We start from the raw sequence: 26091 nt of genomic DNA on the forward strand, positions 1-26091 counted from the left end.
TGGGGAGATATCACGCGGAGTGGATACATCGCGCGGATGCGAATGGGGGGCGCCCGTGTCCGGAGAACCCGGCCGTGAACGTGTGATCGCGGGACGGTACCGCCTCCTGTCCCCGCTCGGCCAGGGCGGCATGGGCACGGTGTGGCGGGCCCGTGACGAGGTCCTGCACCGCGAGGTGGCCGTCAAGGAGGTACGCGCCCCGGCGGGGCTCCAGGCGGCCGACGTCGAGCGCATGTACGCCCGGCTGGAGCGCGAGGCGTGGGCGGCCGCCAGGGTGGCGAACCGGAACGTGGTGACGGTCTACGACGTGGCGACCGAGGAGGGCCGCCCCTGGATCGTCATGGAGCTGGTCCGCGGTGTCGCCCTGTCGGACCTGCTGGACGCGGAGGGCCCGATCGCTCCGCAGCGGGCCGCGCACATCGGCGCCGAGGTGCTCGCCGCCCTGCGCGCCGCACACGCCGTGGGCGTGCTGCACCGTGACGTCAAGCCGGCCAACGTCCTGCTGGCGAACGACGGCCGGGTGGTGCTGACGGACTTCGGCATCGCCACCGTCGAGGGCAGCTCCGCGCTGACCATGACCGGCGAGGTCATCGGCTCGCCCGAGTTCCTGGCGCCGGAGCGGGCGCTCGGGCGCACACCGGGCCCGCAGTCCGACCTGTGGTCGCTGGGCGTGCTGCTGTACGCGGCGGTCGAGGGCAACTCGCCGTTCCGGCAGAGCACCCCGCTGAGCACCCTGCGGGCCGTCGTCGACGAGGAGTTGCCGCCGCCCCGCCGGGCCGGTCCGCTGGCCCCGGTGATCCAGGGACTGCTGCGCAAGGATCCGGCGGAGCGGGTCTCCGCGGAACGGGCCGAGCAGGACCTGCGGGCCGTCGCCGCGGGCGGCGCTCCCGCCGACACCCCGCGCGCCGGCGCCGCCGCGTACACGCCGACGGTCGCGGCCTTCCCCGGCCCGGCGGCAACGCCCACCGCGCCGCCGTCCGGACGCGGCCACGCGCCGACCGCACCGCTCGCCCCGCCCGACTCCGCGGACCGTCCGCGCGACCGCCGGGCGGCCGTCGCCCTGGTCGCGGGGGTGGCCGCCCTCGCGCTCGCCGCCGCCGGGCTGACGTACGCCTTCGTGCACCGCGACAACGGCGGTGCGGGCAAAGCCGGTACGAGCAGCGGCACCGCCGGCGGGGGTGCGGGCGGCGGGAGTCCGAGCAGTACGCGGGAGAGCACCGGCACGGCCACCGCTCCCGCCGGCGACTCCGCCTCGGGCACCGGCGGCGGTCGCACGACGAGCCCGCCCGCCCAGTACGTCCGGGTGACGGTCACGGGCACGCGCACCGACTACTCCGGCGCCTGCCCTCCGCCGGAGGCAGAGGCGCCCGCCTTCACGGCGACGTTCACGGTGGGCAGCGTTCCCGTCGATGTGTCCTACCGCTGGGTCACCCGGACGGGGCAGGTGTCGGACCCGGGCTGGAAGACGCTGTCGTTCGCGGCGGGCGACGGGAGGACCAAGCAGACGCGGGTCGTGGTCACCGCGTACGAGACGGACGCGACGATCCGCAACGGGATCGGCGTCGAGGTGCGCGATCCGGTGCACGTCACGTCCGGCTCCGTGCCGTTCTCCGTGACGTGCCGGACGGAGACCCCGACGGGCGGGGCCTCCCCTTCGTCTTCTTGACCGTCAGGCCGCGCTGTTGAGCGCGGGCAGGTAGCCGCCGGACTGGCCGCCCGCGGTCGGGTGGTAGGACTCGCCGATGTTCAGCCAGTTGACGCTGTGCAGCCAGGGGCTGCCGGAGCAGATCTCGTGGCCGCTGAAGGTGGTGCGGACGTCACCGAAGGTGAAGCCGTGGTCGGCCGCACGCTTGGCGATCGCGTCGTCCATGTAGCTCGCCGCGCCGTTGATCGCGGACCGCTTGGTCTCGGAGAGCCCGACGCAGGACGTACCGAGCTTGTAGAAGCTGGGGTAGCCGAGGACGACGACGTGGGCCGAGGGAGCCTTGGCGCTGATCGCCGAGTACACGGCGTCCAGCCGACCGGGCAGGGTGGAGTCGACGTACGCCTTGGCCGTCGCGATCCGGTTCAGGCAGTCGTTGTCGTTCCCGAGCACGCAGGTGAGCATGACGTCGGCGAAGCCGGCGTCGTTGCCGCCGATGCTGATGGACACGAGGTTCGTGGAGGAGTTGAGGGGGCCGAGCTGGTTATTGATCACATCGGTCGTCACGGCGCCCGAGCAGGCCGTGAAGCTGAACGAGGCAGGCGAGTGGGCGGCCTGCCACAGGTAGGGGTATGCCTTCGTGCTGCGCTTGCAGTCACCGCTCTCGCTGGTGTAGCTGCCCGCCCCGACGCCCGAGGAATAGGAGTCGCCGAGGGCAACGTAGTTGACGCCCGCCGCCTGCGCCGTGCCGGCCCCGGCGAGGGCCAGCCCGATGGCGAGGAAGAGTGAAGTCACATATGCGGTAAGTCGGAAACGTCTCATGGAACCTCCCTTTAGCAGGATCTCTGCACCAACTTTGGTAGCAGCTACGCGTGTTGACTGGAAGTGTTCATGCCAAAACTGTTGAACACGAGTCAGCGCCGACACGGCCGTTCCCTCGGATGCCGAGCCGGCAAAGCATGCGCATGACAGCTAAAGGCGCACTTAAGGGCCCCTCGGAACCCCCGAATTCCACCCATGACGCCCCATCAGAAACGACAGCAAAGGGGCGCGTCGACCGGACGGCGGATCGCGTCGTGCGACAGCCCGGTGACAGAGCGGACGGGACCGACCGGAGGCACGGGACACGGCCGACACTCCCGGCGGACCGCGGAAACCGGGTGCACGGGGCCCCCTCGTGACGGATCATGGCGACATGTCTGCGAACCCATACGACGCTCTGCCGATCCGGCTCAACGTCGATGACAGCGACTCCCCGTCCGATGTCGTCGACGCGCTGTTCCTCGGCCGCTTCGCAACGGGCGAGCAGCCGTACTCGCACGCCGCGAACATCGACCGCGTGCGGTCCGGTGCCACGCTCCTGCCGCCGGGCGCCCGAGTACTGCGGATCGCCCGCGACGACGACCGCAGCGCGACGCTCGCCGAGGGTGACGGCTGGACGCTGCTGGTCTCCCGCTGGAACCGCGGTGCGGACGTCACGGTGACCGCGACCAGCGCCGAACTGGCCGAGACGGTGCTGAACCAGGCGACGGACGGCGCGACGGACGAGCCGGAGCCGCAGCCGGAGAACGTGACGATGGGGTTCTGGTACGTGTCGCCGCGGCGCGGCCCGCACCGTACGACGCGGCAGATCTCGGCGGGCACCTGGGAGGAGGTCCGCGCCAACTACACGGCGCCGGTGGCAGACGCGATGGACCGCCTGATGAAGACGACCCCGGAGGACATCGCGGGCCGGCTGCTGCTGCTCCACGGCCCGCCGGGCACCGGCAAGACGTCGGCCCTGCGGACGCTGGCGCGCTCGTGGCGTGACTGGTGCCAGGTGGACTGCGTCCTGGACCCGGAGCGCCTGTTCTCCGACGTCGGCTATCTCATGGACATCGCGATCGGCGAGGAGGACGCGGCGGGCAAGGGCCGCTGGCGTCTGCTCCTGCTGGAGGACTGCGACGAGCTGATCCGCGGCGAGGCGAAGCACACGGCGGGCCAGGCCCTGTCGCGCCTGCTGAACCTGACGGACGGCCTGCTCGGGCAGGGCAGGAACGTCCTGGTGGGCGTCACGACCAACGAGGACCTGGAGCGCCTCCACCCGGCCGTCGTCCGTCCCGGACGCTGTCTGGCCCGCATCGAGGTGGGCCCGCTGACCCGCCCTGAGGCGGTGACCTGGCTGGGCCGGGAGGAGGGCGTGGGCCGCGACGGCGCGACCCTGGCGGAGCTCTACGCGCTGCAGCGGGGGACGTCACCCGCGTCGGTGCCGGACCAGCGGGCGGGAGCGGACGCGGGGCTGTACCTGTAGGAGACCGCCGACGGTGCTTTGATGGAGGTATGACCCTGTTCGTCGGCACGTCGGGGTGGCAGTACAAGGACTGGCGGGACGTCCTGTACCCGCCGCAGGTGCCCGTGCGGCTGTGGCTGGAGGAGTACGCGGCACGGTTCGCCACGGTCGAGATCAACAACGCGTTCTACCGGCTGCCGTCCCGCGAGGTCTTCGAGAGCTGGCGCGAGCGCACCCCGCCGGACTTCGTCGTCGCCCTCAAGGCGAGCCGCTATCTGACGCACATCAAACGGCTGCGGGAGCCGGAGGAGCCGGTGCACCGCCTGATGACCCATGCGGCCGGCCTCGGCGACCGTCTCGGCCCGGTGCTGCTCCAGCTCCCTCCGACGCTGCGCGCGGACCCCGTGCTCCTGGACGACTGCCTGGCCTGTTTCCCCGCCGGCGCCCGGGTCGCGGTCGAACCGCGCCACGACTCCTGGTGGACGCCCGAGGTGCGCGCGGTGCTCGAGACGCGGGGTGCGGCGCTGTGCTGGGCCGACGTGCTGTCCCGACCGGTCACCCCGTTGTGGCGGACCACGGACTGGGGCTACGTCCGCTTCCACGCCGGCTGCGCCGAGCCGTGGCCCCGCTACGGCCGCCGGTCCCTGACGTCCTGGGCGCACCGCATCGCGGCGGCCTGGCCCGACGACCGCGACGTCTACGCATACTTCAACAACGACCCCCACGCGGCGGCGGTCCTGGACGCGACGGCGTTCGCCCGCGTCGCGACGGCGGCGGGCCTGCGGGCGACCCGGGCACCCCGCGCACTGCCGGCACGGGCACCGGCCCCGGCGCGGCCCTGAGCACCCGTCCGCTCGCTCGGCGGGCCCGCGGCACGACACGAGCGCGGCCCCGCCGACGCCCGCGGCACGGCACGGGCGCGCCCCGCCTGCCCTACTCCCGGTACGCCGCCCGCAGGGCCTCCCGGATCGCCGCCAGGCCCTCGGACTCGCTGAGGCCGAGGCGGTGCACCCGCTCGGCATAGTGGGCGGCGGCAGCCGCCGCCTCACGCTCCGCGGCCGAGCCGGCGGCGGCCACGAACGTCCCGTTGCGGCCGCGCGTCTCGATCACCCCGTCCGCCTCCAGCGCCCGGTACGCCTTGGCGACCGTGTTGGCCGCGAGGCCGAGGGACTCGGCGAGCCCGCGCACGGTCGGCAGCCGGTATCCCACCGGCAGCGCCCCCGACCGGGCCTGCTCGGAGATCTGCGCCCGAACCTGCTCGTACGGCGGTGCGCTCCCGTCGATGTGGATCTTCAAGGTCACATAGGCGATTCTCCCGCACCCGGCGGAAAATTGAGAGGCACCCCGGCCGCCGCCCGCGTACCGTGCGCCGACATGACAGTGATCGTGCGTGATGTGCGCCCGGACGTACGGGCCGACACCGAGGGGTTCGTGCGGGTCCGGCAACGGGCCCTGCCGTTCATGGTGTACAGCCCGCAGGCCCTGGCCCACGACATCGCCCACCTGCATCCCGACGCCCGCTACCGGCCGCTGGTCGCCGAGCAGGACGGCGAGATCATCGGCACGGCCCAGGTCCACCTCGCCCACGACAGCCGGGAGCCCGGCCAGGGGAACGTCAACGTGTACGTGCACCCGGAGCGCAGAGGCCGCGGCGCGGGGTCCGTCCTCGTCCGCGCCGCCGAGGAGCACTTGACCGCCGTGGGCGCGACCCGGCTGCTGTCCTGGGTCCTGGACGAGCCCGGCAACCGTGTGTTCGCCGAGCGGCACGGCTACCGGGCCAGCCGCTCCGCGCACTTCCTCCGCCTGGACCTGGCGAACGGCGGCCTGCCGCCGCTCCAGGATCCCCCGCCGGGCGTCGAACTGCGCACGGGCGCGGACTTCGCGGACGACCCGCGGCCCCTGTTCGAACTGGACGCGGAGACGATGGCGGACGAACCGAGCGACATCGACGCGGAGTTCACCGACTACGAGGCGTGGCTCGAGGAGAGCTGGCGGCACCCGCTGTTCAGCCCCGAACTGACCATGGTGGCGGTGGCCGACGGGCGCCCCGCCGCCTTCACCGCCGCCCGCACCGACGGCGCCGCCGCCTACTCCACCGCGATGACCGGCACCGCCCGCGCGTTCCGCGGCCGCGGCCTCGCCAAGCTCGCCAAGAACCACTCCCTGCACCGCGCCCGCGCCGCCGGATACACGCAGGCGTTCACGGGCAACGACGCGGGCAACGCCCCGATGATCGCGATCAACGAGTGGTTCGGCTACGAGATCTGTGCGACGGAGGTGCGGTATGTCCGCGAACTCGGCTGAGCCGGCCGCCGTGGTGGAGGTGGTCCTGGTCAAGGCGGGGCGTACGAAGATCCGTTATCCCGCCGTGCTGGTCGACGACGACGGCACCCGGATCGCCGTGCGCGCCTCCTGGGCGGGCGAGGGCGTACGTGATTTCGGCTTCGTGCGGTTCGAGCCCGGTGACGTCTTCACCGAGTACTACTGGCGGGACCGCTGGTACGCGGTGAAGGAGGTCCGCGACGGGCAGGGGGCTCTCAAGGGCTGGTACTGCGACATCACCCGCCCGGCCACCCTCTCCGGCGCCCAACTCGTCGTCGAGGACCTGGATCTGGACCTGTGGCGCTCCGCGGACGGCTCGACCGTGCTGCGCCTGGACGAGGACGAGTTCGCCGCGAGCGGCCTGGCGGCGGCCGACCCCGAGGCCGCCGAGGCCGCCGAACGGGCCCTGGACACCCTGGAACTCCTCGCCCGCGAGGGCGGCTTCGCGTCGCTGCTGGCGTGAGCCGGACGGTCAGCCCACCGCCACCACCGCATACCGCTCGTCGTCCACCTCCCTCCCCCACAGCCGGGCGTCGTCCGACAGCCGCTCGACGCGGACGTCCCCGGCGAGAGGGGCGAGGAGGGCGGCGAGACGGTCGGCGGGGATGCCGAGGGGGCTCGTGGTGCCCCACACGCCTTCGACCAGTACGAGGCGCCCTCCGGGGCGCAGCAGACCCCGCCAGTGCCGCAGGGCCCGGCCGGGGTCGGGCAGCGCCCACAGCAGATGGCGGACGAGCACGACGTCGAAGCGCTGCTCGCCGACCGGTGGGGCCGCGGCGTCACCCACCAGGAACACGGCGTCACGGCCCGCCAGTTTGGCGCGGGCCAGCTCGATCATGGCCGGCGACAGATCCACCCCGGTGACCCGGTGCCCGCGCTCGGCGGCGAGAAGGGAGAGGCTGCCGGTGCCGCAGCCCAGGTCGAGGACGTCGCAGGCACGCCGGGGCAGCCAGGCCTCCAGCCGCGCCGCCCACGCCTCGCGTACCACCGGATCACGCAGCCCGTGGTCCGGCTCGTCGTCGAAGGTGGCGGAGGCGGCGTCCCAGTCCACTCCCGCGCTTGTGCCCGTGGAGGTTTCGGTCGCCTTGTTCCTGGTCATGTTCCTGGTCATGTCGCCAGGGTGACAGGCACCACTGACAGTCGAGTCATGACAGAAGCCACAGACAGGCCGGGGCCCACGAAAAACCCTCGCCGAGAGGGTCTGCCCCCGCACAGGCTGCGGTATCCGGTAGGCACAAGGAGGCAGCCATGCGCCGAGTGACCGTGCACAAGCCCCTGAAGAGGACCGATGCCCGCCGCGTGCGGGAGGAGTCCGACGAGCGCCCCGCCGAGCGTCCGGAGGTGCGCAAGGACATCGCCCGCGTCTGGTGGCCGGAGGGCTGAGCGGCCCGCCCGTGCCCCGCGGCGGCAGCGCGAGGACGCTCACTCCAGCCGCTTGCGGTAGTGGAAGCGGTCGTACGGTCCGTCGACGCGGCGCTCCACGACCTCGTACCCGTACTTCGGATAGATCTGCTGGTTCTCCCACATCATCGCGTTCGTGTAGAGCCTGATCTCGGACAGCCCGAGCGCGCGCGCACGCGCCTCCACGAAGGCGAGCAGCCGCCGCCCCACGCCCCGGCCGCGGGCGTCGGGGTGCACGGCGATGCTGTCGAGGAAGAGATGGTCCCGCAACGCCTCGACCACCACGAGCCCGTCCACGGGTTCTCCCGTCACGAACACACGCCCGGCGGCCACGTTCGCCGCGTGGTCCGCTTCCATGGGCTGGGGCACGACCCCGATGCGCTCGATGTAGGGGTGGTACGCCGCGTCGGTCACGGCCCGCACGGCCGGCACGTCCGCGGCGACGGCCGGCCTGATCTCCGCGGCCGGCACGGGGGGCCTGGTGAAGTACCTCATGACGGCACGGTACGTACCTGATCGCAGTCTCAGCACTCCCTTAACGCGACCATAAGGATCCCCTCCGGCCGCCCCGAGCAGGCGATTCCGCGGTTTCCTGGTGGCGGTCGGCGGGATCTTCGGGGTCTGTCCGGCGGCTCAGGCCGGACAGACCCCCGGCGACGGCCGCGGCGGCCGGGGGCGCCGCGGCCGGGTGGGGCGCCGCCGTCAGCTGAACACCGAGGCGCAGGTGGTCGCGGTGGCGTGCGCCGGATCGAGCGCGTTCGCCGCCTCGTGGAAGGCGATCCGGTCCAACAGGCCGATCGCCACGTGCTCGGAGAGGTCGACCGCGCACAGATCCTGGAGCAGGACGTTGTGGACGTCGGATCCGCTGAGGAACTGCGTGCGGTACGGCGTGACCACCTCGTCGTACTTCGTCGCGATGACCGTGTAGTGGACGCCGGGCACGGTGTCGCCGCCCGCGTTGAGCTTCGTCAGGAACGCCGAACCGGCCACCTGGTCGGCGAGCGCGGGCGTGGCGGTGGTGAGCAGGTCCTCGATGCCGGGGAAGTACGGCAGGAGCTGGGTGAGCCCGTCCAGGGTGGTGCCGTGGTTGCTGGGCGCGATGCCGACGAGGGTGTTCACCTTGGCGGCACCGCCGAGGAACTTGAGGTAGTAGCGGGGCATCATGCCGCCCTGCGAGTGGCCGACGATGTCGACCTTGGCGGCGCCGGTCGCGGCGAGCACCTTGTCGACGAAGGTCTGGAGCTGCCCGGCGGAGTCGGCGATCGAGCCGAGCCCGTAGAAGACCGGGACGCCCGACAGTTGGCCGTAGTCGAGCGAGAAGACGCAGTAGCCGCGGTCCTCCAGGTAGGGGGCGAAGGACAGCCAGTTGTCGACGGAGTTCCCGAAGGTGCCGTGGACGAGGACGACGGGGCGGGGATGGGACGCGGACGGCTTGCAGGTGTAGTCGTTCCAGCCGCTGCTCGGGGCGGCGGCGTGGGCTGCGGCGGCGGGAGCGACGGCGAGCGCGGTGGTCAGCAGGACCGCGGCCAGTGGTCTGAGCAGTCGTTTCCAGGGCAGCATCGGGTGATCTCCTTGCGGCTCAGGGGAGGAGGAGGTGCAACGGCCGTGACGACGGCCGTGACGACGGCATTGACGACGCCTGGTGATCCGGATCACAAGGATGCTGTCTGTTCACCCATCAAGTTACGGGCGAGTAGTGGAAGCGTGAAGTTACGCGTCAGTAAAAACTTCCAGTGATAGCGGGTGTCTTCACGCGCCTGCTGATAACCACCCGACGTAAGTGACGGATCATCACCAGGTCGGCCGTATCGGCCCACAGGGTGCGATCTCGAACAACCGCCGGGACAGCGCGCGGATCTCACGCTCGCCCAGCAGTTCGACCCACGGCCGCACCGCTTCGGCCGCGGCCTCCTCCGCGGCCCGCGTGCAGGCGCGGCCGCGCTCGGTCAGCACGACGAGCCGGGCCCGCGCGTCGTCGGGGTGCGGCCGCCGCTCGGCGTACCCCTTGCGGACGATCTCCTCGACGAGCTGACTCGCGGCCTGCTTGGTGACCCCGAGGTGGGCGGCCAGGTCCGTGACGGTCGCACCGTCCGGGGCGAGCCGGGCGAACGCGAAGCCGTGCGCGGGCCGCAGGCCCTCGAAGCCGCGCGCCTCCACGCCCTCATGGATACGCCGGGTGAGTTCACCGGCGACGGCGAGCAGGGCGGCGGTCAGGCCCATGGCCTCGGAGTTCTGCACACAGGCATTGAAACACCGTTGACAGACCGGTCAAGCTCCTTGACCATAAGGGGCGTCGCAACTTGGTCAAGCAGCTTGACCATCTACCCGCCCGACAGCAGGAGGCTTCCATGCCCGTCGTCCGCTCGTCCGAAGCCGTCACCCATGAGATGCACGGCGCCCGTTTCGTCTCGTACGCCACTTCCCTGAACGGAAGCAGGGAACTGTGCGCATGGCGCGGCGAGATCCCCGGGGGCACCAGGGCCCCCCTCCACACCGTCACCCGGGAGGAGATCTTCCACCTGCTCAGCGGCGAGCTGCTGATCACGCTCGACGGCCGCACCGAGCGGATCACCGCGGGCGACACGGTGATCGTCAACCGCGGTGCGACCCTGGGCGTCGAGAACCCGACACCGGACACCGCCGTCTCATGGGTCACCACGTCCATCGGCCTGGAGGCGGAGCTGGCCGACGGCACCCGCGTCGCCCCGCCGTGGGCCGGCTGAACCGCCGCGAAGGGACCGTGCGGCCGGGCGCCCCGGCATCACGCCCGCGGCGAGGCGGTCATCCCGCGCTCCCCGGACTCTGGTGCCACAGCTTCCTCCCGCCCGCCGGGCCCTCACCGGCGGGACGCATGTCGGCCCAGGGGTTCATCTCGTACCCCGTGGACATCCGGATGCGGCGGCCCTTCGCGGCGTCACCCTCGGGCCGTTCCGGTGCGGGCTCCGCCAGCCGTGCCGCCACCACGTCGAGACCGCCCTCGACGCGCAGCTCGATCAGTTCGGCGAGGTTCCAGGCCGCGGCGCCCACCACGCTCAGGCTGCGCGGCCCGCGCCGCTGCACCACCCCGCGCACCAGCAGCAGCCAGGAGTGGAAGACGGTATGGGCGCACGCGTCGTGGGAGTCGTCGAAGAAGGCCAGGTCCACCAGGCCCGTACCGTCGTCCAGGGTGGTGAAGATGACCCGCTTGCCGGAGCGGACCGGCGGCGTCTGGGTGGCCGCCTTGGCGCCCGCGACCAGCACCGTCTCCCCGTGCTCGGCCTCGCGCAGCCGGCGCGCCGGCACCACGCCCAGTTCGTCGAGGAACGCACGGTGATCGTCCATCAGATGGTGCGAGGCGTCCATGGAGAGCACGCCCAGCTCGGCGCTGAGCCGCTCCGCCGGGGAGAGGTCGGGCAGCCCGGCGGACGCGGTCTTCCGCCCGCCGGCCAGAGGGAGTTGGTCCCCGACCGCGCCGCGGGCGCCCCGGTGCAGCTCGGCCAGGTGTAGCTGGAGGTCACGGCGGTTGGCGCCGAACGTGTCCAGTGCGCCGACCTGGGCGAGCCGCCCGGCGACGGGACGGCTCGGCCGCGCCCGCTCCCAGAAGTCGAGCAGCGAGGCGTACGGCTGCCCGGCCTCGATCCGCTTCGCCCCGGCCTCGCTGATGCCGTGCACGTCGGACAGGGCGAGCCGGAGTCCCCACTCCGTCCGGCCCGGTCCGGGCGGCCCGCCGGACTCCCCTGATTCAGACACCAGTTCGATGCGATGGGCGACCCCCGACTTGTTCACGTCCAACGGCAGGATCGGCACGCCCCGGCGCCGCGCGTCCGCCAGCAGCAGCCGCTTCGGGTACATCCCGGGGTCGTGCGTGAGCAGCCCCGCGTAGAAGGCGGCGGGGTGATGGGCCTTCAGCCAGGCCGACTGGTAGGTCGGCACCGCGAAGGCGACCGCGTGCGCCTTGCAGAAGCCGTACGACCCGAACGCCTCGACGATCTCCCAGGTGCGCTGAATCGTTTCTGCGTCGTACCCGTTCGCCGCCGCCCGCTGTGCGAACCAGATCCTGATCCGCTCCTGCGCCTCGGAATCCGACAGACCGCGCCGCACCCGGTCCGCCTCGTCGCGCCCGCACCCGGTCATGATGTCCAAAATATGGATGATCTGCTCGTGGAAGACGACCACGCCGTACGTCTCCTTCAGCGGCGCCTCCAGATCGGGGTGCGGACAGCGGACCGGAGCCCGCCCGTGCCGCGCCTCGATGAACGGCCGCACCATGTCGGCCGCGACCGGGCCGGGCCGGAAAAGCGAGATGTCGACGACGAGGTCGTGGAAGCCGGTCGGCTGGAGCCGCCCGACCAGGTCCCGCTGGCCCGGCGACTCGATCTGGAAGCAGCCGAGCGTCTCGGTGGAGCGGATGAGGTGGTACGTCGCCGGGTCGCCCGGGGCGAGGGAATCGAGGTCGATCCGCTCCCCCGCCGTCCGCTCGACCTCCGCGACCGCGTGCGCCATCGCGGACTGCATCCGCACACCGAGCACGTCGAGCTTGAGCAGGCCGAGTTCCTCGACGTCGTCCTTGTCGAACTGTGACATGGGGAAGCCCTCACCGCTGGTCGGCATGACCGGCGTACGGGCGAGGAGGGTGGCGTCGGACAGCAGGACCCCGCACGGATGCATGGCGACCGAGCGCGGCAGGGCGTCGAGGGCCTCGACCAGCTCCCAGAGCCTGCCGTACCGCTCCCGCTGTGCCGCCAGGGCCTTGAGCTCGGGCAGTTCGTCGAGGGCCGCGCGGGCGTCGCGGGCGTGGATGTGCGGGAAGGACTTGGCGATCCGGTCGATCTCGGCCGGGTCCATGGACAGGGCCGCGCCCACGTCGCGGATCGCGTGCCGGACCCGGTACGTCTCGGGCATCGCCACCGTGGCGACCCGCTCGGTGCCGAACCGGCCGATGATCGCACGGTAGACCTCGAGGCGGCGCGCGGACTCCACGTCGATGTCGATGTCGGGCAGGGCCACCCGGCGCTTGGACAGGAAGCGCTCCATCAGCAGCCCGTGCTCGACCGGGTCGGCGTGCGCGATGCCGAGGAGATGGTTGACGAGGGACCCGGCGCCGGAGCCGCGCGCGGCGACCCGAATGCCCATCTTCCGTACGTCGTCGACCACTTGGGCGACCGTCAGGAAGTAGGAGGCGAAGCCGTGGTGGGCGATGATGTCCAGTTCCTCGTGCATCCGCTCCCAGTAGGCGCGCCGGGCGCCGTAGCCGCGCAGCACCATGCCCGCCGCCGCCCGGGAGGCGAGCGCGCGCTGGGCGGTGCGGCGGCCGGCGCCGACGAGGTGCGCCTCGGGGAAGTGGACGGTGCCGATGCCGAGGTCGTCCTCGGGGTCGACCCGGCACTCGGCCGCGGTGGCCCGGGTCTGCTCCAGCAGCCGGTGGGCGGTGTCGCGCCGGTAGCCCGCGGCCTCGACGATCCGCTCGGCCGCCTCGAGCATGGCCTGGGGGCCCTTGAGCCAGGCTTCCCCGGAGTCCAGCCCTGCGGCGGGGTCGACGGGAACCAGGCGGCGGGCGGCGTCCAGGACGTCGGCGACCGGGCCCAGACCCGGGTCGGCGTACCGGACGGCGTTGCCGAGCACGGGCCGGACGCCCTGTTCGGCGGCGAGGCCGAGGGTGCGGGCGGCCAGGCGGAGCGAGCCGGGACCGGTGCCCGTGCGCCCGTGCCAGACGGCCTCCAGGCGCAGGGCGTCGCCGTAGACCTCCCGCCAGGCCGCGAGGAGCCTGGCCGCGCGGTCCGGTCGCCCGGCGGCGAGGGCGCGGCCCACGTCGGAGTCGGGGCCGAGCAGAACGGTCAGCCCGTCGGCGTGGTTGCCGTCCCAGGGCAGCAGGGGCGTGCCCCGGGACGAGGAATGGGCGGCGGTGACGAGCCGGCACAGGTCGGCCCAGCCGCGGGCGCCGTCGCGGGCGAGGAAGACCGCGCGGGATGCCGACTCGTCGACGAAGGCACCGCCGCGCACGGGGGTGCGGCGGTGTTCCCGCCGTACGGACTCCGGCTCCCCCACCGCCAGCTCCGCTCCGAACAGGGGCCGGACGCCCGCCGTCGCGCACGCCTTGGCGAACCGGACGGCGCCGGCGAGGGTGTCCCGGTCGGTGAGCGCGAGGGCGTCCATGCCCCGCTCACCGGCGCGCTCGGCCAGCCGCTCCGGGTGTGATGCCCCGTACCGCAGGGAGAACCCGGAGACGGTGTGCAGATGCGTGAAACCGGGCACACGCACCTCCAGTGACCTGAGCCCCGCACGGCGACTCTCGAACGTCCGTTCCCATCTCCCTCACCCTCACCATAGACTAATTTTCGAACTGTCGTACGACATCCACTTGCACCCGCCCGACCTGCGCAAACGCCGGACCGCATGGCCGCGGGGCCCGGAGGGAGGGGCGGCCCGGGGAGGCGGTGACCACCGTCCCGACGGCGGCGACCCGACGGACAGGAGCCCCGCCCCCGGGTGCGGGGCGGGGCTCCGACGGACCGGCGTGCGGGTCAGCCGATCTGGGCGCCGAAGACCGACAGCGCCTCGGTGACCGGCTGGAAGAAGGTCTCACCGCCCGAGCTGCAGTCACCGCTGCCGCCGGAGGTGAGGCCGATCGCGGCGTCGCCGTCGAACAGCGAGCCGCCGCTGTCCCCGGGCTCGGCGCAGACATCGGTCTGGATGAGGCCGCTGACCGTGCCCTCCGCGTAGTTCACGGTGGCGTCCAGGCCGGTGACCGTGCCGGAGTGCACCTGGGTCGTCGAGCCGCTGCGGGTCACCTGCTCGCCCACGGTCGCGTCGGCCGCCCTGGTGATCGACTGCGAGGAGCCGTCGTAGAGGTCGACCTCGCTCGGGTGGTCGACGCTCGCGGTGTACTTGACCAGGCCGAAGTCGTTGCCCGGGAAGCTCGACTGCTCGTTCTGCCCGATCACGTTGCCGCTGGAGTCCGACCAGGTGGAGATCGCCTCGGTGCAGTGACCGGCGGTGATGAAGTACGGCTGGCCGTCCTTGACCACGTTGAAGCCCAGCGAACAGCGCCCGCCGGAGCCGGTGATCGCGTCGCCACCCGCGACGAAGGGGGTGAACTTCCCCTTCGACCGCTTGACTTCGGCCTTCCCGCCCAGCCCGTCGACCACCTTGGTGAGCCGCGCCCACTCGGCCTTCGACACGGTGCGGTCGGCGGTCACGACGACCTTGTTGCTCCTCGGGTCGGTCGTCCACGAGGTGCCGGGGATGGTCGCGTCCTCCTTCAGCGTGGTGCGGGCGGCCGCCAGCTCGGCCGGCGAGTTCGGGACGACTCTGGCCCGGGCTCCCGCCGTCCGGACGCTCTTCGCGGCCGCCTCGTCGAGCACGTTGACGACGAGTTGCTTCGTCTTCGCGTCGTAATACGTTCCGGCCGCGGCGGTGCCCAGGTCCCCGCCGAGCGTCGAGGCGAGCTTTCCGGCCGCGGCGACCGAGAGGATGTGGGGTGTCCCGGTCCGCGGGGCCTCGCTCGCGTTCGCGTTCTGGAAGGTGACGCCCGCCGCGATCAGCGCGGCGACACCCGCTCCGGCCATGACGGCACGCCGCTCGGGTATGTGTCGGTGCTTCAACTCATGTCCTCCTGTGGGGGGACCGGCCGCGGAGATTGTGGGGACCGCCGCGGACCGGAAGGCGTACGGGCACGGAGGCGGTACACCACAGAAGCCACGTCCGCGCCCACGTGCGGCGCCCACTATTCCGAGGCCCGGGGGCGCACACAAGACCGACTTCAGGACGCGCGCGCGTCAACAGGCCTGCGCCCCCCGCGTCGTGACCGGCCCCTGGTCTCCCGATCCGCGTTCCCTCTGCAAATGCCACGCCAGGGTTTTCCCTGTGCGGCCCACGGGGTCTGGTCCTGTCCGGAACTCGACCCGCCGGAACCCGTTTTCGGGAGGGGAGGGGCGGACGGGCGTTGCTCCTGCACCGATTGCTCGGCGGCCGGGGCCGCGGGGGCCCCGGGGCCCGGGCGGTGGCGCGGCCTGCCACGGGGGCGCACCGCCACCGGCCGCCGCGCCGCGGCGCGGGCAAGGGCGAGCCCCCGCACGCGGGTCGCGTGCGGGGGCTCGCCGGCCGCCGGGCGCGGGCCGGGCGGTGTGCGGGCGCCGGTGGCAGGGTCAGAAGACGTGGACCCCGTAGGCGCTGAGCGCCTCGGTGACCGGCTGGAAGAAGGTCGTGCCGCCGGAGGTGCAGTCACCGCTGCCGCCGGAGGTCAGACCGTAGGCGACGCCGCCGCTGGAGTACAGCGGGCCGCCGGAGTCGCCGGGCTCGGCGCAGACCGTGGTCTGGATGAGGCCGTAGACGATGTCGCCGCCGCCGTAGTTGACCGTCGCGTTGAGCGCGGTGACCCGGCCGCTGTGGGTGCCGGTCGTGGAACCGCGACGGTAGACGGTGGCGCCGACCGAGGGTGTGGCCGCGCTGGTGATGTCGACGCTGCCCACCGTGCCCGACTTGGTCACCGAGCTGTTGGTGTACCGCACGATGCCGTAGTCGTTGCCGGGGAAGCTGGAGCCGGCGGTGCTGCCGAGCGTGGTGGAGTGCGACGAGTTCGACCACCAGGTGCCCGCGCCGTCGGTGCAGTGGCCGGCGGTCAGGAAGTAGTAGTTCCCGCTGCCGTCCTGGACGTTGAAGCCGAGCGAGCAGCGCCAGCTACTCGCATAGATGGCGTCGCCACCGGAGATCAGCTTGTTGAAGGTGCCGGGCGTGTGCTTGATGGTGAGGGCGTCGGCGTTGCCGCCGGCCGCCTTCTTTATCTTCGCGATCTCGGCCTGGGAGACGGTGTTGTCGACGGTGACGACGACACGGTTCGTCGTCGGGTCGACGGCCCAGGCCGTGCCGGCGACATCGGACTTGAGCACCGAGTCGCTCGCCTTGCTGAGCTGGTTCGCACTGAAGGTGTGTGCGTCGTTCGCGTTCGCGGTGGGGACGGCGAACGCGGCCGCGGCCACGAGTCCGGCGGCCACGGCGATCAGCCGGGTCCGTCTCGCGAGTCCGCTTGTGGGGTTGGTGCGCTTGATCCTCACTTGTCGTTCCCTCCAAGGGAAGTCGGGGGCCCGCGTGGGGGAGATGGGGCCCGTGAGTCGCAGTCGGGGGCCGTGCCGTCCGGATTCCGAACATGCCGTGCCCCTGACAAGCGCTGAGGGGGAGTATTCGGCCGCCGCCCGAGAGGCGCAAGAGCGCCTTTCGGCCGTGCAGCCTTCAACCTGCGGCAGAACCCCCCACTCTGACGGGGCCTCTACGCCACGCCGCGCTCCCCCGCCTCGACGGCGAGACCCAGCGTGTTGCCCGGTGGCGGGAAGGGGCAGAGGAAGTGGTCCGCGAAGGCACACGGCGGGAGCAGCGCACGATTGAAGTCCACCGTCGTGGTGCCCTCGACGTCGGGCACGGGCGGGCACAGGAACCGGAAGCGATAGCTGGTGTACCCGCTGGTGGCGTCGGCGAAGACGGCCCACGGCGAACCGTCGCCCCGGACCGACACCTGAAGGGTGAGATCCTGCCCGTCCAGGGTGAAGGCGAGCACGCCGCCCAGGGCGAGTCCGCGGTGGCGGCCGTCGGCGTTCTCGACGTGCACGGTGCGACGCTCGCCGTAGGGGGTGAGGTGCCCCTCCACCGACCAGCGCGGATCGTGGGGCGTGGCGTGGATGCCCTTGAAGGCCCGGCGCGCGGGCGCCGCCGGGTCGTAGTCGCGTACGGCCCAGGCTCCCTCGCGCTCCATGACGACCAGGCGGCGCTCGCCGGCCTCGACGCGGGCCGCGGTCACGGGTCCGGGATCGGCGCCGAGGCGGGTCTCACCCGTGAAGGGCTTTCCGTCGACGGTCAGCCCGTCGTCCTCGCCGGCCGTCAGCACCACCGCGTCCCCGTCGGCCGTCCACCGCCCCGGGGTGTCCGGAATTCGCCCCTCCGGATAATCCTCCAGCCAGTGGGTGCCGGTCAGCGCAAGGGGCCCGTGGGGCGCCGACACCTGCGCCGTGCGGCGCTCGTGCCACTGCTTCCACTCGTCGGACGCGTCGGTCGTCATGCGATCAACCCTCGCACACCGGACACAACGGGCCTCCCAACTCGCCGAGCCCGCCGCGTACGAGGCGTGCGGCGCCGCCCCTGCGACGGGCCGACGCCACCGCGTCGCACAAGGCGGGACGCGTCGGGCGGCCGTCAGCAGTCGCAGCCGCAGTCGCAGCCGTCGCAGCAGCATCCGTCACAGTTGCTGCAGCAGTCGCAACAGTCACAGCAGTCACTGCAGTCGTTGTCGCGGCAGAAGCCGTCCTTGCGCTCGCGACTCCACGGGTCCTCGTACGTGCCGCAGCACAGCTGACAGGTGCAGGCGAGCCCCGTCCACACCGCGCAGCCCGCGATCAGTCCGCGCCGGTCGCGGCGGGGCGGCTCCGGAGGCGGGGGCGGACCGGCCGGACCCCCGGGCGCGCCGGGCGCGTACGGCCCGGACGCGCCGAGCGGATGCGAGCAGGTGGTCGTGCCGAAGGCACGGTCCACGGAGGTCCGCAGTTCGTGCGCGAGCAGCACATGCGCGAGCCTGCCGTCGGTGAACTCGACCTCCCGCAGCGCGAGCCGGATCCCGTGCAGCGCGTCGTCGGCGAGACGGCGGGCCTCCGCCGTCGAGGTGCCGGTGGCCGTCAGCGGATTCCAGGCACCCGACGCGGCGTCGGCCTCCCGGTCCTCCACGGCGTCCAGCAGATGGGCAAGCCGCCCGAAGAGCCGGCCCGCCTCGGCGAGGGGCTCGGCGTTGCGGGGCCGGCCCGCGAGGACCGCCGTGTGCGCGAAGGCGGCGGCGGTGGCGGTCTCGGTCGGTTCGGTGATCGTCAGGATCGGGGTGCCCGGCCCGGCGAGCGCCTCGATCCCGGTCTGCCGGTCCACGGCGTCCACCAGGACGGCGGTGTCGAACCCGACGTCGGAGCCGGCACGGGCGCCGGCTCTGTCCCAGTTCGTGGCGACCCGGCGCGCCGCGAACGCCACCGGCCCCCGCGCCAACAGTCCGTCCCCGTCGGCCATGTGGTCGCGCACCTTCGCCGAGGCGAGCACCAGGGAGACCGCGGCCGCGAGCCGCGCCCCCTCGCCCCGCGCGACGGAGGCGGTGCGCATACCGCGCAGCGGGCAGGGTCCGGCCGTGCGGCGCCCTCCCTCGGCCCGCTCGGCCTGAGCCTCCGTCAGGACCGAGACGAGCAGGCCGTCGTAGTTGGTGACGACCCGGGCGAGCTGCCCGTGGTCCGCGCGCAGCGCGAGACAGAGCCCGCACAGGTGCGCCATCCACTGGGTCCGCAGTCCCTCACCCAGCCGGTGCCGACAGGGCCGGACCATTCCGAACACGACATCCCCCCACGCTTCGTACGATGTTGAGCCGCGGCATCGTATCTGCCACCTCGTTCACTCGTACGCACCACCCGTCACCCGTCCACCGTCGCAGATAATATTTCACTCTCAGTCAGCAGCCGTGTACGGCCGGGCCCTTGGGGCACACGGACTCTCGACGGACGCGCTGTGCACCAGTACCGTCACAAACCCCCCGCGCGGCGCCTATCCCCTTGGCGCGACATCCGCATCATGGACGACCATGGGGATGCGGACGGCCGGAAAGACCGCTGTGAGAGGAGGCGTCCATGGGATCGGTGCGCAAGGCGAGTGCCTGGCTTGGCCTCGTCGACGACAACAACGATGACGAGCGTTACTACGACGACGACTACGCCGAGGGCCAGGAGCAGGGCGATGCCTGGGTGACCGACCCGCATGTGAAGGTCGCGTCCGACACGGCGGAGGAGACCGGTCGCCGGATCGGCACGGTCACCCCGGACAGCTTCCGGGACGCCCGGGCCATCGGCGAGCTCTTCCGGGACGGCGTCCCCGTCATCATGAACCTCACGAACATGGAGCCGGCCGACGCCAAGCGCGTGGTCGACTTCGCCGCCGGCCTGATCTTCGGCCTGCGCGGCTCGATCGACCGTGTCTCCACCCGCGTCTTCCTGCTGACGCCCGCGGACACCGAGATCGTCAGCGGCGACGCCGCGAGCCGGCGGCCCGACGGCTTCTTCAACCAGAGCTGAGGCAGGGCCGCTCATCGGCCCTGCCCGCTCCACCGGCCGTCACCGGAAGGCGTCGAGCCCAGTGAGCGCCTTGCCCAGCACGAGCTGGTGCATCTCGACGGTGCCCTCATAGGTGAGCACCGACTCCAGGTTGGTGGCGTGCCGCATCACGGGGTACTCCAGCGAGATCCCGTTGGCGCCGAGGACCGTACGCGCCGTGCGGCAGATCTCGATGGCCTCGCGCACGTTGTTGAGCTTGCCGAAGCTGACCTGTTCGGGACGGAGCCGTCCCGCGTCCATGCGCCGCCCCAGATGGTGGGCGAGCAGGATCCCCTTGTGCAGTTCGACCGCCATGTCGGCGAGCTTGGCCTGGGTGAGCTGGAACCCTCCGATGGGCCTGCCGAACTGCTCCCTGCTCTTGGCGTAGTCCACCGCGGTCTCCAGGCAGGACCGGGCAGCGCCCATGGCCCCCCACACGATCCCGTAGCGGGCGTGGGAGAGGCAGCCGAGCGGGCCCTTGAGCCCGACGACACCGGGCAGCACGGCGTCCGCGGGCAGCCGCACGTCGTCGAGGACGAGCTCACTGGTCACCGAGGCCCGCAGGGACCACTTGTGCTTGATCTCGGGGGCGGCGAAACCGGGGCTGTCCGTGGGGACGACGAATCCGCGGATCCCCTCGTCGGTCTGCGCCCACACGACGGCGACGCCCGCGACGGACCCGTTGGTGATCCACATCTTGCGGCCGTTGAGGATCCAGTCCGCGCCGTCCCGCTCGGCGTGGGTGCGCATCGAGGCCGGGTCGGAGCCGTGGTCGGGTTCGGTCAGCCCGAAACACCCGATGATCTCGCCCGCGGCCATGCCGGGCAGCCACTGCTGCTTCTGCTCCTCGCTGCCGAACCGGTGGACGGCGTACATGGCGAGGGACCCCTGCACGGAGACCAGGGAGCGGATGCCGGAGTCGGCGGCCTCCAGCTCCAGACAGGCGAGGCCGTACTGCACGGCGCTGGCCCCCGCGCACCCGTACCCGTTCAGCGACATGCCGAGAGCGCCGAGGGAGCCGAGTTCCCGGGCGAGCTCGCGGATGTGGGGCATCTCGCCCTTCTCGTACCACTCGGCGATGTGCGGCAGCACGCGCTCCGCCGCCCAGCCGCGCACGGTGTCGCGGATGGCGAGGTCCTCGGCGTCCAGCAGGTCGTCGATCCCCAGCGGGTCGGCGGGGTCGAAGGACGGCAACGTCGGGGACGCGGACATGGAGAGCCTCCGTGACACTGAAAACTAGCAGCGCTAGTCAGGATGGGACGGGCCGACGGTACGACGCCCCGCGCCACGCGTCCAGTACCGGTGGACCCGAGCGCCGTACCCGCTCATGCCGAGACCCGGGAGTCCGCGATCCCCCGCGGGGCGGGAACCGCCGACGCCGAGCCCGCCGGAGGCTGCTCGCAGTGCATGACCCGCGGCAGCCGCAGTGCCATGACCGCACCCAGCAGCAGCAGACCGGCACTGACCAGGAGCGTCACATGCAGGCCGTGGACGAAGGAGTCCCGGGCCGCACGGCGCAGGGCCTCGCCCCGCGCACCGCCCAGCCGGCCGGCCACCTCGTACGCCTCGCCCAGCGAATGACCCGCGGCCCTGGAGGCCGACGGCGGGACGCCCGGCACCGAGGCCGGGCCGGGTGCGTACGCGGCGTTCATCACGCTGCCCAGCAGGGCGATGCCGATGCCCGCACCCAGCTGGTAGGAGGTCTCGCCGATGGCCGCCGCTCCCCCGGACTGCGACGCCGGCGCCTCGCTCAGCATCGACTCGTACGCCCCGAACAGCGTCGTCTCCAGGCCGAAGCCCAGCAGGACGAAACCGAACAGCAGCAGCCCCGGGTTGTCGTGGCCGCCCATCGCGGTCAGCGCGACCACCGATCCCGCCGTGAGGCAGAAGCCGAAGACGACCATGCGCCGGGGGCCGAGGCGGTGCAGCACGCTGGAGCCGGCCAGGCCCGCCGCCATCGCCGCGAACGTCAGCGGCAGCAGCCGCAGCCCCGTCTGAAGCGGGGAGAGGTCGAGCACCAGTTGCAGATACTGCGCCGCGATCAGCTCCAGGCCGACCAGCGCGAGCATCGCGAGCACGATGCACCCCACCGATGTGCTGAACGCCGGCCGCGCGAACATCCGCAGGTCGACGAGCGGGTGCGCGCGGCGGCGCTGGCGGCGCACGAAGCCGGCCAGCAGGGCCGCGCCCGCCACCAGGGACAGCAGGGTGCCGGGGCCGAGCGGCGCGTCCCCGCCGCCCAGCCGCTTCACGCCCAGGACGAGCCCGAAGAGGCCGGCCGCCGCCATGAGCGCGCCCACCACGTCCCAGGGCCCGTCGCGGTCCCCCTTCGACTCCGGCAGCAGCAACCGCCCGACCGGCAGGCTGACCAGCATCAGCGGGATGTTGATCAGGAAGACGGAACCCCACCAGAAGTGCTCGAGCAGGAAGCCGCCCAGCAGCGGGCCCACCGCCGCTCCCACCGCGGCCACGGCGCTCCAGATGCCGATCGCCAGCGCCCGTTCGCGCCGGTCGGGGAAGACCTGGCGCAGGATGGACAGCGTCGCGGGCATGATCATCGCGCCGCCCACGCCGAGCAGCGCCCGCGCCGCGATCAGCGCCTGGGCGTCCTGCGCCAGGGCCGCGACGCCGGACGCGACTCCGAAGATGCCGTATCCCAGCAGCAGCACCCGCCGGCGGCCCATCCGGTCGCCCAGTGTGCCGAAGAGGATGAGCAGCGAGGCGCAGACGAGCGGGTAGGTGTCCACGATCCACAGCAGTTGGATTCCACCGGGCTTGAGGTCCTCGGTGACGGCGGGCATCGCGACATGCAGCACGGTGGCGTCGAGCGCGACGAGCAGCAGGCTCACACACAGGACGACGAGGACGACCCAGCGGTCCGCTCCGTCCCCGGCCGCCCGACGGCGCAGCGCAGCGGCGGCCGTGGTCGTCCCGGACATGTACGTACCTCCCAGGTGGTCCCTCACTTCGGCGGAACGCGGGGTGGGGACGCCCCGCGACGGCGACCGGGAGGAGCGGTACTCCCGGGGCCCACGCAACGAAGCGAGTGAATCGCCAGGGTACGCGAGTTCCGGCGGCCGTCGCGTGGCAGAGCTCTCACGTTCCTCCAGGAGGAGGTGTGGCATGCGCCACTCCTCCCCCGGTCCAGCACGCCGGGTGGGTCCGTCCGGTTCCGCACGGCGCCGATAATCGGGCGCGTGACCGATCTTGCAACGTGTGCGGCGCCGCCCCGCCACGGCGCCGCGCGCCGGGCCGCACCCGCCCTGGCGGGCCATGCGGCCGTCCGCGCCCTGGGCCTGGTCGTGCTCGCGCTGTGGAGCGCGGCGCGCGGCACCAGCCCGCACACCCTGCTGGCGGCCCGCTGGGACTCGCTGTGGTACACCCGGGTCGCCGCGCTCGGCTACGGCTACGAGGTGCGCCTGCCGAACGGCGACGTGCACTCCAACCTCGCCTTCTTCCCCCTGCTGCCGTGGCTGGAGCGGCTGGGCGCGGCGCTGACCCCGCTGTCGTACGCCGACGCGGGCCTCGTCGTCTCGGCGCTCGCCTCGCTCGCCGCCGCCTGGGGCGTCTTCGCCGTCGCGGAGCACGTGTACGACCGCCGGGTGGGCGTGTGCCTGGTCCTGCTGTGGGCGGCGCTGCCGGTCGGGATCGTGCAGTCGATGGCGTACAGCGAGTCCCTGTTCACCGCGCTCGCCGCCTGGGCGCTGTACGCGGTGCTGACCGGCCGCTGGGTGACCGCGGGCCTGCTCGCCTCGCTGGCGGGCCTGACCCGGCCGGTGGGGGCCGCCGTCGTCGCGGCCGTGTGGGCGGCGGCGATCGCGTCGTACGTACGGGAGTGCCGGGCGTCCCCGCCCGGAGGCGTGCCGCGCGGCCATGGCATGTCACGCGGCCGCCGTGCCCTCGGCGCGGTCCTCGCGCCCCTCGGCACCGCCGGCTACGTCCTGTGGGTCGGCCACCGCACCGGCAGGGGTCCCCTCGGCTATCTGGACGTCCAGGCGGGCTGGCGCAACGGTTTCGACGGCGGCTACGCCTTCGCCCGCTTCGTCGCGGCCAGGTTCACCTCCTTCCCCTCGGCCCTGGCCGGCGTGGGGCTGATCGCCGGGGTCGCGCTGATCGCCGGGCTGTACGCGACGTGCGTACGGCAGGGGCAGCCGCTGCCCCTGCTCGTGTACGCGGGCGCCGTCACCGCGCTCGCCCTGTGCGCATCGAGCTACTTCGGCTCGAAACCACGGCTGCTGCTGCCCGCCTTCCCGTTGCTGCTGCCCCTCGCCGTGGCCCTGGCGCGGGCGCGTCCCTCCAGGTCGGCGGCGGTGCTCGGCGGTGTCGCCGTGGCTTCGGCCCTCTATGGGGCGTTCTGGCTCAACGGCTCCGGCCCGCCATGATCGGCGGTAACCGTCCGTGAGCGATCGGGGAATTCCACGCCAGCATTCGGTGAACGAATTGACAAGCGCCATAAAACAGCGATCGGCCATGGGCCATGAATTCAGTGGCCATGCCCCGGCCCTATTAGGGATTCCATGGAAATCGGCGACCCCGCTGAGAGGAATCCCACATCACATCGTCATCACAAAGCCGGGGATTCGGGTGGGCATCGAGCTCACTCGCTGTAACGTCGATTGAGTGCGTACCGAACCAAACCTGAGGCGTCTGGACCGGGTCTTCGCCCGGCTGGACCGTGAGCCGGAACGACCGGCCCACATCGACGTGCCCAGGATGAGCCGGCACCGAGTCGTCCTCTTCTCGGGAACCCTGGCCTTCTACGCGGCGATCGTCTGGGCCGTCGTCGTCTCCTCCTGGCTGGTCCGGCTCGACTGGCAGGTCATGTTCTTCCGGCCGTACCAGCAGTGGCCGCAGATCCACGCGTTCCTCGACTACTACGTGGTGCTGGGCCAGCGCGGGCCCACCGCGGTGATGGTCGCGGCCTGGCTGGGCTGGCGCTCGTGGCGTCAGCACACCCTGCGCCCGCTGCTCACCCTGGGCGCGGCACTGCTCCTGCTGAACATCACGGTGGGGGCCGCCAAGTACGGCATGGGCCGCCTCGGCCCGCACTACGCGACCGTCATCGGGTCGAACGAGATGTGGCGGGGCGGCGATATATTTCCCTCCGGGCACACCGCGAACGCCGTCGTGACCTGGGGAATCCTGGCCTATCTGGCCTCGACGCCACGGGCCAGGCGCTGGCTGTCGGCGCTCTCCGCCGTGACCTCCCTCGGCGTCGGACTGACCACGGTCTACCTCGGTACGCACTGGCTGAGCGACGTGCTCCTCGGCTGGGCCGCGGGCCTGCTGATCCTGCTGGCGCTGCCGTGGTTCGAGCCGCTGATCGCCCGCGCCGAGACGAGCATCCTCGCGGTGCGGGACCGCCGCCGCAGCCGCCGCGCCGCCCCGGTGCCCGTCCCGGTCCCGGTCGACGCGCCGGCGCCCGCCCTCTCCCCGGTTCCGGCCGCGGAGGGAGACGCGGCACCGGCCCGGGAGCCGGTGGCCGCCGCCCGTGCGCCCCGGGCACCGGTCTATCTGGCTCCCGGCCCGTACACCACCCGCGCGGAGCGCACCCCGGTCACCCCGGCGGGCAGCCGCCGCCCGCCGCACTCGGACCGGGTGCGCGGCGCCGCCCCTGCGCGACCTCTGGCGGGCGGCTGAGCGGCCGGCCCGCGGGGACGGTACGCACAGCCTCCCCGCACGACGCAGGCCCCGGCTCACCAGGAGCCGGGGCCTGCGTCATGGGGCCGGGGGCCGCGCGGCTTCGGCCGCGGCCCGTCAGCCCTTCCAGCAGCGCGTGACCCTGCCGCCGTCGACCTCGAAGTTCAGCCGTCCGAAGCGGTACTCCATGGTGATGACCGTGCCCGGCGGCAGTGAGCGGACCGTGCGCCAGCCGCGTTCACGGGCGAGCCGTTCGGCGTGGTGCGCCGCCAGGCCGACGTACTCCTCGGGGGAGTCCTCGGGTTCCGCGCCGGGGGTGGGAATGGATGCCATGGGATCACGTTAGGCGGCGAGGCGCGGCCGTGGAAGTCCGGGCCGCCTCTCCTGCCCCACATCCCTCTACGGTCACGCTTCTGTCACGGATCCACGACACCCGTTTCGCCCCAACGGCGTCACACGATCGAGCGGTTCTGCATGCGCCACGCGCCCGGCCGAACGGAATTCAGGAGAGGCTTGATCATCATCGTCGAAGGGACGGAAAAACCTTCGCCGGAAAGCGCGCCGCGCGGTTCTCGCCACCCATTTCCCATTTCTCGTGCACGGTGACGGGCAGCTGACCGTGCAGAGGAAATACACGTCTTCGACACAGAACCCACGCACGCGCCCCGCCGGAGGGCGGGGCGGGGCCGCGCTTCGCGGTGTGAGCCGGCGGGAGCGCCGCGTCGTGGGCTCCGGCGGGCCCG

24 protein-coding genes are annotated in these 26091 nt (G+C 72.6%); 10 read left to right on the forward strand and 14 right to left on the reverse strand.

Translation table 11 applies throughout. The features are described from left to right. Positions 1 to 55 precede the first annotated feature (55 nt). Positions 56 to 1666 carry a protein kinase gene (locus ACFYMU_RS11160; protein ID WP_388371240.1) on the forward strand — a complete coding sequence of 537 codons (1611 nt, stop codon included), beginning with the start codon at positions 56 to 58 and terminating at the stop codon, positions 1664 to 1666. 3 nt (positions 1667 to 1669) lie between these two features. Here the strand turns inward: ACFYMU_RS11160 and ACFYMU_RS11165 are convergent, their stop codons facing one another. Beyond that, complete coding sequence (locus tag ACFYMU_RS11165) at positions 1670 to 2464, reverse strand: SGNH/GDSL hydrolase family protein (RefSeq protein ID WP_388371243.1); 795 nt, start codon at positions 2462 to 2464, stop codon at positions 1670 to 1672. 373 nt (positions 2465 to 2837) lie between these two features. Between ACFYMU_RS11165 and ACFYMU_RS11170 the strand changes: the two genes are divergently transcribed. Both ACFYMU_RS11170 and ACFYMU_RS11175 read left to right on the forward strand, forming a co-directional pair. Continuing rightward, positions 2838 to 3932 (forward strand): DUF5925 domain-containing protein, encoded by a 1095-nt coding sequence (locus ACFYMU_RS11170; protein ID WP_388371246.1) that lies wholly within the window; start codon positions 2838 to 2840, stop codon positions 3930 to 3932. A 29-nt stretch (positions 3933 to 3961) separates the two neighbouring features. Continuing rightward, positions 3962 to 4753 carry a DUF72 domain-containing protein gene (locus tag ACFYMU_RS11175; RefSeq protein WP_388371249.1) on the forward strand — a complete coding sequence of 264 codons (792 nt, stop codon included), beginning with the start codon at positions 3962 to 3964 and terminating at the stop codon, positions 4751 to 4753. Between the two features lie 91 nt (positions 4754 to 4844). On the opposite strand, the gene ACFYMU_RS11180 is transcribed toward ACFYMU_RS11175, so the two are convergent. Further along, positions 4845 to 5213: a GntR family transcriptional regulator gene (locus ACFYMU_RS11180; RefSeq protein ID WP_388371251.1), complete on the reverse strand. Its 369-nt coding sequence runs from the start codon at positions 5211 to 5213 to the stop codon at positions 4845 to 4847. 72 nt (positions 5214 to 5285) lie between these two features. Here ACFYMU_RS11180 and ACFYMU_RS11185 point away from each other — a divergent pair, with 72 nt between their 5' ends. Then, entirely contained in the window at positions 5286 to 6215 is a 930-nt protein-coding gene (locus ACFYMU_RS11185) for a GNAT family N-acetyltransferase (protein ID WP_388371254.1), read from the forward strand. Next, a complete protein-coding gene (locus tag ACFYMU_RS11190) occupies positions 6196 to 6696 on the forward strand; it encodes a DUF402 domain-containing protein (protein WP_388371257.1) in 501 nt (166 codons plus the stop codon). The genes ACFYMU_RS11185 and ACFYMU_RS11190 overlap by 20 nt, the downstream gene beginning before the upstream one ends. A gap of 9 nt (positions 6697 to 6705) precedes the next feature. On the opposite strand, the gene ACFYMU_RS11195 is transcribed toward ACFYMU_RS11190, so the two are convergent. Then, positions 6706 to 7344: a class I SAM-dependent methyltransferase gene (locus tag ACFYMU_RS11195; protein WP_388371259.1), complete on the reverse strand. Its 639-nt coding sequence runs from the start codon at positions 7342 to 7344 to the stop codon at positions 6706 to 6708. 137 nt (positions 7345 to 7481) lie between these two features. Between ACFYMU_RS11195 and ACFYMU_RS11200 the strand changes: the two genes are divergently transcribed. After that, positions 7482 to 7616, forward strand: coding sequence for a hypothetical protein (locus tag ACFYMU_RS11200; protein WP_388371262.1), 135 nt, complete (start codon positions 7482 to 7484; stop codon positions 7614 to 7616). 39 nt (positions 7617 to 7655) lie between these two features. Here the strand turns inward: ACFYMU_RS11200 and ACFYMU_RS11205 are convergent, their stop codons facing one another. The 3 genes from ACFYMU_RS11205 to ACFYMU_RS11215 form a co-directional block, all read right to left on the reverse strand. Then, entirely contained in the window at positions 7656 to 8129 is a 474-nt protein-coding gene (locus ACFYMU_RS11205; RefSeq protein WP_388371265.1) for a GNAT family N-acetyltransferase, read from the reverse strand. A 207-nt stretch (positions 8130 to 8336) separates the two neighbouring features. Then, a complete protein-coding gene (locus ACFYMU_RS11210; protein ID WP_388371268.1) occupies positions 8337 to 9194 on the reverse strand; it encodes an esterase/lipase family protein in 858 nt (285 codons plus the stop codon). Between the two features lie 231 nt (positions 9195 to 9425). After that, a complete protein-coding gene (locus tag ACFYMU_RS11215; protein WP_388371270.1) occupies positions 9426 to 9872 on the reverse strand; it encodes a MarR family winged helix-turn-helix transcriptional regulator in 447 nt (148 codons plus the stop codon). 110 nt (positions 9873 to 9982) lie between these two features. On the opposite strand from ACFYMU_RS11215, the gene ACFYMU_RS11220 reads away from it, so the two are divergent. After that, positions 9983 to 10357 (forward strand): cupin domain-containing protein, encoded by a 375-nt coding sequence (locus tag ACFYMU_RS11220; RefSeq protein WP_388371273.1) that lies wholly within the window; start codon positions 9983 to 9985, stop codon positions 10355 to 10357. Positions 10358 to 10415: 58 nt separating this feature from the next. Here ACFYMU_RS11220 and ACFYMU_RS11225 read toward each other — a convergent pair whose 3' ends face one another. The 5 genes from ACFYMU_RS11225 to ACFYMU_RS11245 form a co-directional block, all read right to left on the reverse strand. Further along, positions 10416 to 13865 carry a DNA polymerase III subunit alpha gene (locus ACFYMU_RS11225; RefSeq protein WP_388371274.1) on the reverse strand — a complete coding sequence of 1150 codons (3450 nt, stop codon included), beginning with the start codon at positions 13863 to 13865 and terminating at the stop codon, positions 10416 to 10418. Positions 13866 to 14134: 269 nt separating this feature from the next. Then, positions 14135 to 15178 carry a S1 family peptidase gene (locus tag ACFYMU_RS11230; protein ID WP_388371405.1) on the reverse strand — a complete coding sequence of 348 codons (1044 nt, stop codon included), beginning with the start codon at positions 15176 to 15178 and terminating at the stop codon, positions 14135 to 14137. A 579-nt stretch (positions 15179 to 15757) separates the two neighbouring features. Beyond that, complete coding sequence (locus ACFYMU_RS11235) at positions 15758 to 16663, reverse strand: S1 family peptidase (protein ID WP_388371276.1); 906 nt, start codon at positions 16661 to 16663, stop codon at positions 15758 to 15760. Positions 16664 to 16875: 212 nt separating this feature from the next. Continuing rightward, entirely contained in the window at positions 16876 to 17658 is a 783-nt protein-coding gene (locus ACFYMU_RS11240; RefSeq protein WP_388371279.1) for a DUF1684 domain-containing protein, read from the reverse strand. A gap of 134 nt (positions 17659 to 17792) precedes the next feature. Continuing rightward, on the reverse strand, positions 17793 to 18959 hold the full coding sequence (locus ACFYMU_RS11245) for a DUF5685 family protein (protein WP_388371281.1): 1167 nt from the start codon (positions 18957 to 18959) through the stop codon (positions 17793 to 17795). Positions 18960 to 19249: 290 nt separating this feature from the next. Here ACFYMU_RS11245 and ACFYMU_RS11250 point away from each other — a divergent pair, with 290 nt between their 5' ends. Next, positions 19250 to 19690, forward strand: a complete 441-nt coding sequence (locus ACFYMU_RS11250) for a cell division protein SepF (RefSeq protein ID WP_388371283.1) — start codon at positions 19250 to 19252, stop codon at positions 19688 to 19690. A gap of 39 nt (positions 19691 to 19729) precedes the next feature. Here the strand turns inward: ACFYMU_RS11250 and ACFYMU_RS11255 are convergent, their stop codons facing one another. Next, on the reverse strand, positions 19730 to 20920 hold the full coding sequence (locus ACFYMU_RS11255) for an acyl-CoA dehydrogenase family protein (RefSeq protein ID WP_388371286.1): 1191 nt from the start codon (positions 20918 to 20920) through the stop codon (positions 19730 to 19732). 113 nt (positions 20921 to 21033) lie between these two features. Further along, on the reverse strand, positions 21034 to 22647 hold the full coding sequence (locus tag ACFYMU_RS11260; RefSeq protein WP_388371288.1) for an MFS transporter: 1614 nt from the start codon (positions 22645 to 22647) through the stop codon (positions 21034 to 21036). Between the two features lie 258 nt (positions 22648 to 22905). Here ACFYMU_RS11260 and ACFYMU_RS11265 point away from each other — a divergent pair, with 258 nt between their 5' ends. Then, the gene (locus ACFYMU_RS11265) at positions 22906 to 24090 is read left to right on the forward strand and encodes a glycosyltransferase family 39 protein (protein ID WP_388371291.1); all 1185 of its coding nucleotides are present in this window, start codon (positions 22906 to 22908) and stop codon (positions 24088 to 24090) included. Between the two features lie 238 nt (positions 24091 to 24328). After that, a complete protein-coding gene (locus ACFYMU_RS11270; protein ID WP_388371293.1) occupies positions 24329 to 25348 on the forward strand; it encodes a phosphatase PAP2 family protein in 1020 nt (339 codons plus the stop codon). Between the two features lie 117 nt (positions 25349 to 25465). On the opposite strand, the gene ACFYMU_RS11275 is transcribed toward ACFYMU_RS11270, so the two are convergent. Then, the gene (locus ACFYMU_RS11275; protein ID WP_388371296.1) at positions 25466 to 25681 is read right to left on the reverse strand and encodes an I78 family peptidase inhibitor; all 216 of its coding nucleotides are present in this window, start codon (positions 25679 to 25681) and stop codon (positions 25466 to 25468) included. Positions 25682 to 26091 lie beyond the last annotated feature (410 nt).

It is taken from the genome of Streptomyces sp. NPDC007264, from assembly GCF_042869095.1.
In the GTDB taxonomy this organism is placed as follows: domain Bacteria; phylum Actinomycetota; class Actinomycetes; order Streptomycetales; family Streptomycetaceae; genus Streptomyces.

What these genes read in the sequence shown, in the direction of transcription:
- ACFYMU_RS11165 (WP_388371243.1), bottom strand. Translation starts at nt 2,464, where the DNA reads ATGAGACGTTTCCGACTTACCGCATATGTGACTTCACTCTTCCTCGCC.
- ACFYMU_RS11170 (WP_388371246.1), top strand. Translation starts at nt 2,838, where the DNA reads ATGTCTGCGAACCCATACGACGCTCTGCCGATCCGGCTCAACGTCGAT.
- ACFYMU_RS11175 (WP_388371249.1), top strand. Translation starts at nt 3,962, where the DNA reads ATGACCCTGTTCGTCGGCACGTCGGGGTGGCAGTACAAGGACTGGCGG.
- ACFYMU_RS11185 (WP_388371254.1), top strand. Translation starts at nt 5,286, where the DNA reads ATGACAGTGATCGTGCGTGATGTGCGCCCGGACGTACGGGCCGACACC.
- ACFYMU_RS11190 (WP_388371257.1), top strand. Translation starts at nt 6,196, where the DNA reads ATGTCCGCGAACTCGGCTGAGCCGGCCGCCGTGGTGGAGGTGGTCCTG.
- ACFYMU_RS11195 (WP_388371259.1), bottom strand. Translation starts at nt 7,344, where the DNA reads ATGACCAGGAACATGACCAGGAACAAGGCGACCGAAACCTCCACGGGC.
- ACFYMU_RS11200 (WP_388371262.1), top strand. Translation starts at nt 7,482, where the DNA reads ATGCGCCGAGTGACCGTGCACAAGCCCCTGAAGAGGACCGATGCCCGC.
- ACFYMU_RS11205 (WP_388371265.1), bottom strand. Translation starts at nt 8,129, where the DNA reads ATGAGGTACTTCACCAGGCCCCCCGTGCCGGCCGCGGAGATCAGGCCG.
- ACFYMU_RS11210 (WP_388371268.1), bottom strand. Translation starts at nt 9,194, where the DNA reads ATGCTGCCCTGGAAACGACTGCTCAGACCACTGGCCGCGGTCCTGCTG.
- ACFYMU_RS11220 (WP_388371273.1), top strand. Translation starts at nt 9,983, where the DNA reads ATGCCCGTCGTCCGCTCGTCCGAAGCCGTCACCCATGAGATGCACGGC.
- ACFYMU_RS11230 (WP_388371405.1), bottom strand. Translation starts at nt 15,178, where the DNA reads ATGGCCGGAGCGGGTGTCGCCGCGCTGATCGCGGCGGGCGTCACCTTC.
- ACFYMU_RS11240 (WP_388371279.1), bottom strand. Translation starts at nt 17,658, where the DNA reads ATGACGACCGACGCGTCCGACGAGTGGAAGCAGTGGCACGAGCGCCGC.
- ACFYMU_RS11250 (WP_388371283.1), top strand. Translation starts at nt 19,250, where the DNA reads ATGGGATCGGTGCGCAAGGCGAGTGCCTGGCTTGGCCTCGTCGACGAC.
- ACFYMU_RS11255 (WP_388371286.1), bottom strand. Translation starts at nt 20,920, where the DNA reads ATGTCCGCGTCCCCGACGTTGCCGTCCTTCGACCCCGCCGACCCGCTG.
- ACFYMU_RS11260 (WP_388371288.1), bottom strand. Translation starts at nt 22,647, where the DNA reads ATGTCCGGGACGACCACGGCCGCCGCTGCGCTGCGCCGTCGGGCGGCC.
- ACFYMU_RS11275 (WP_388371296.1), bottom strand. Translation starts at nt 25,681, where the DNA reads ATGGCATCCATTCCCACCCCCGGCGCGGAACCCGAGGACTCCCCCGAG.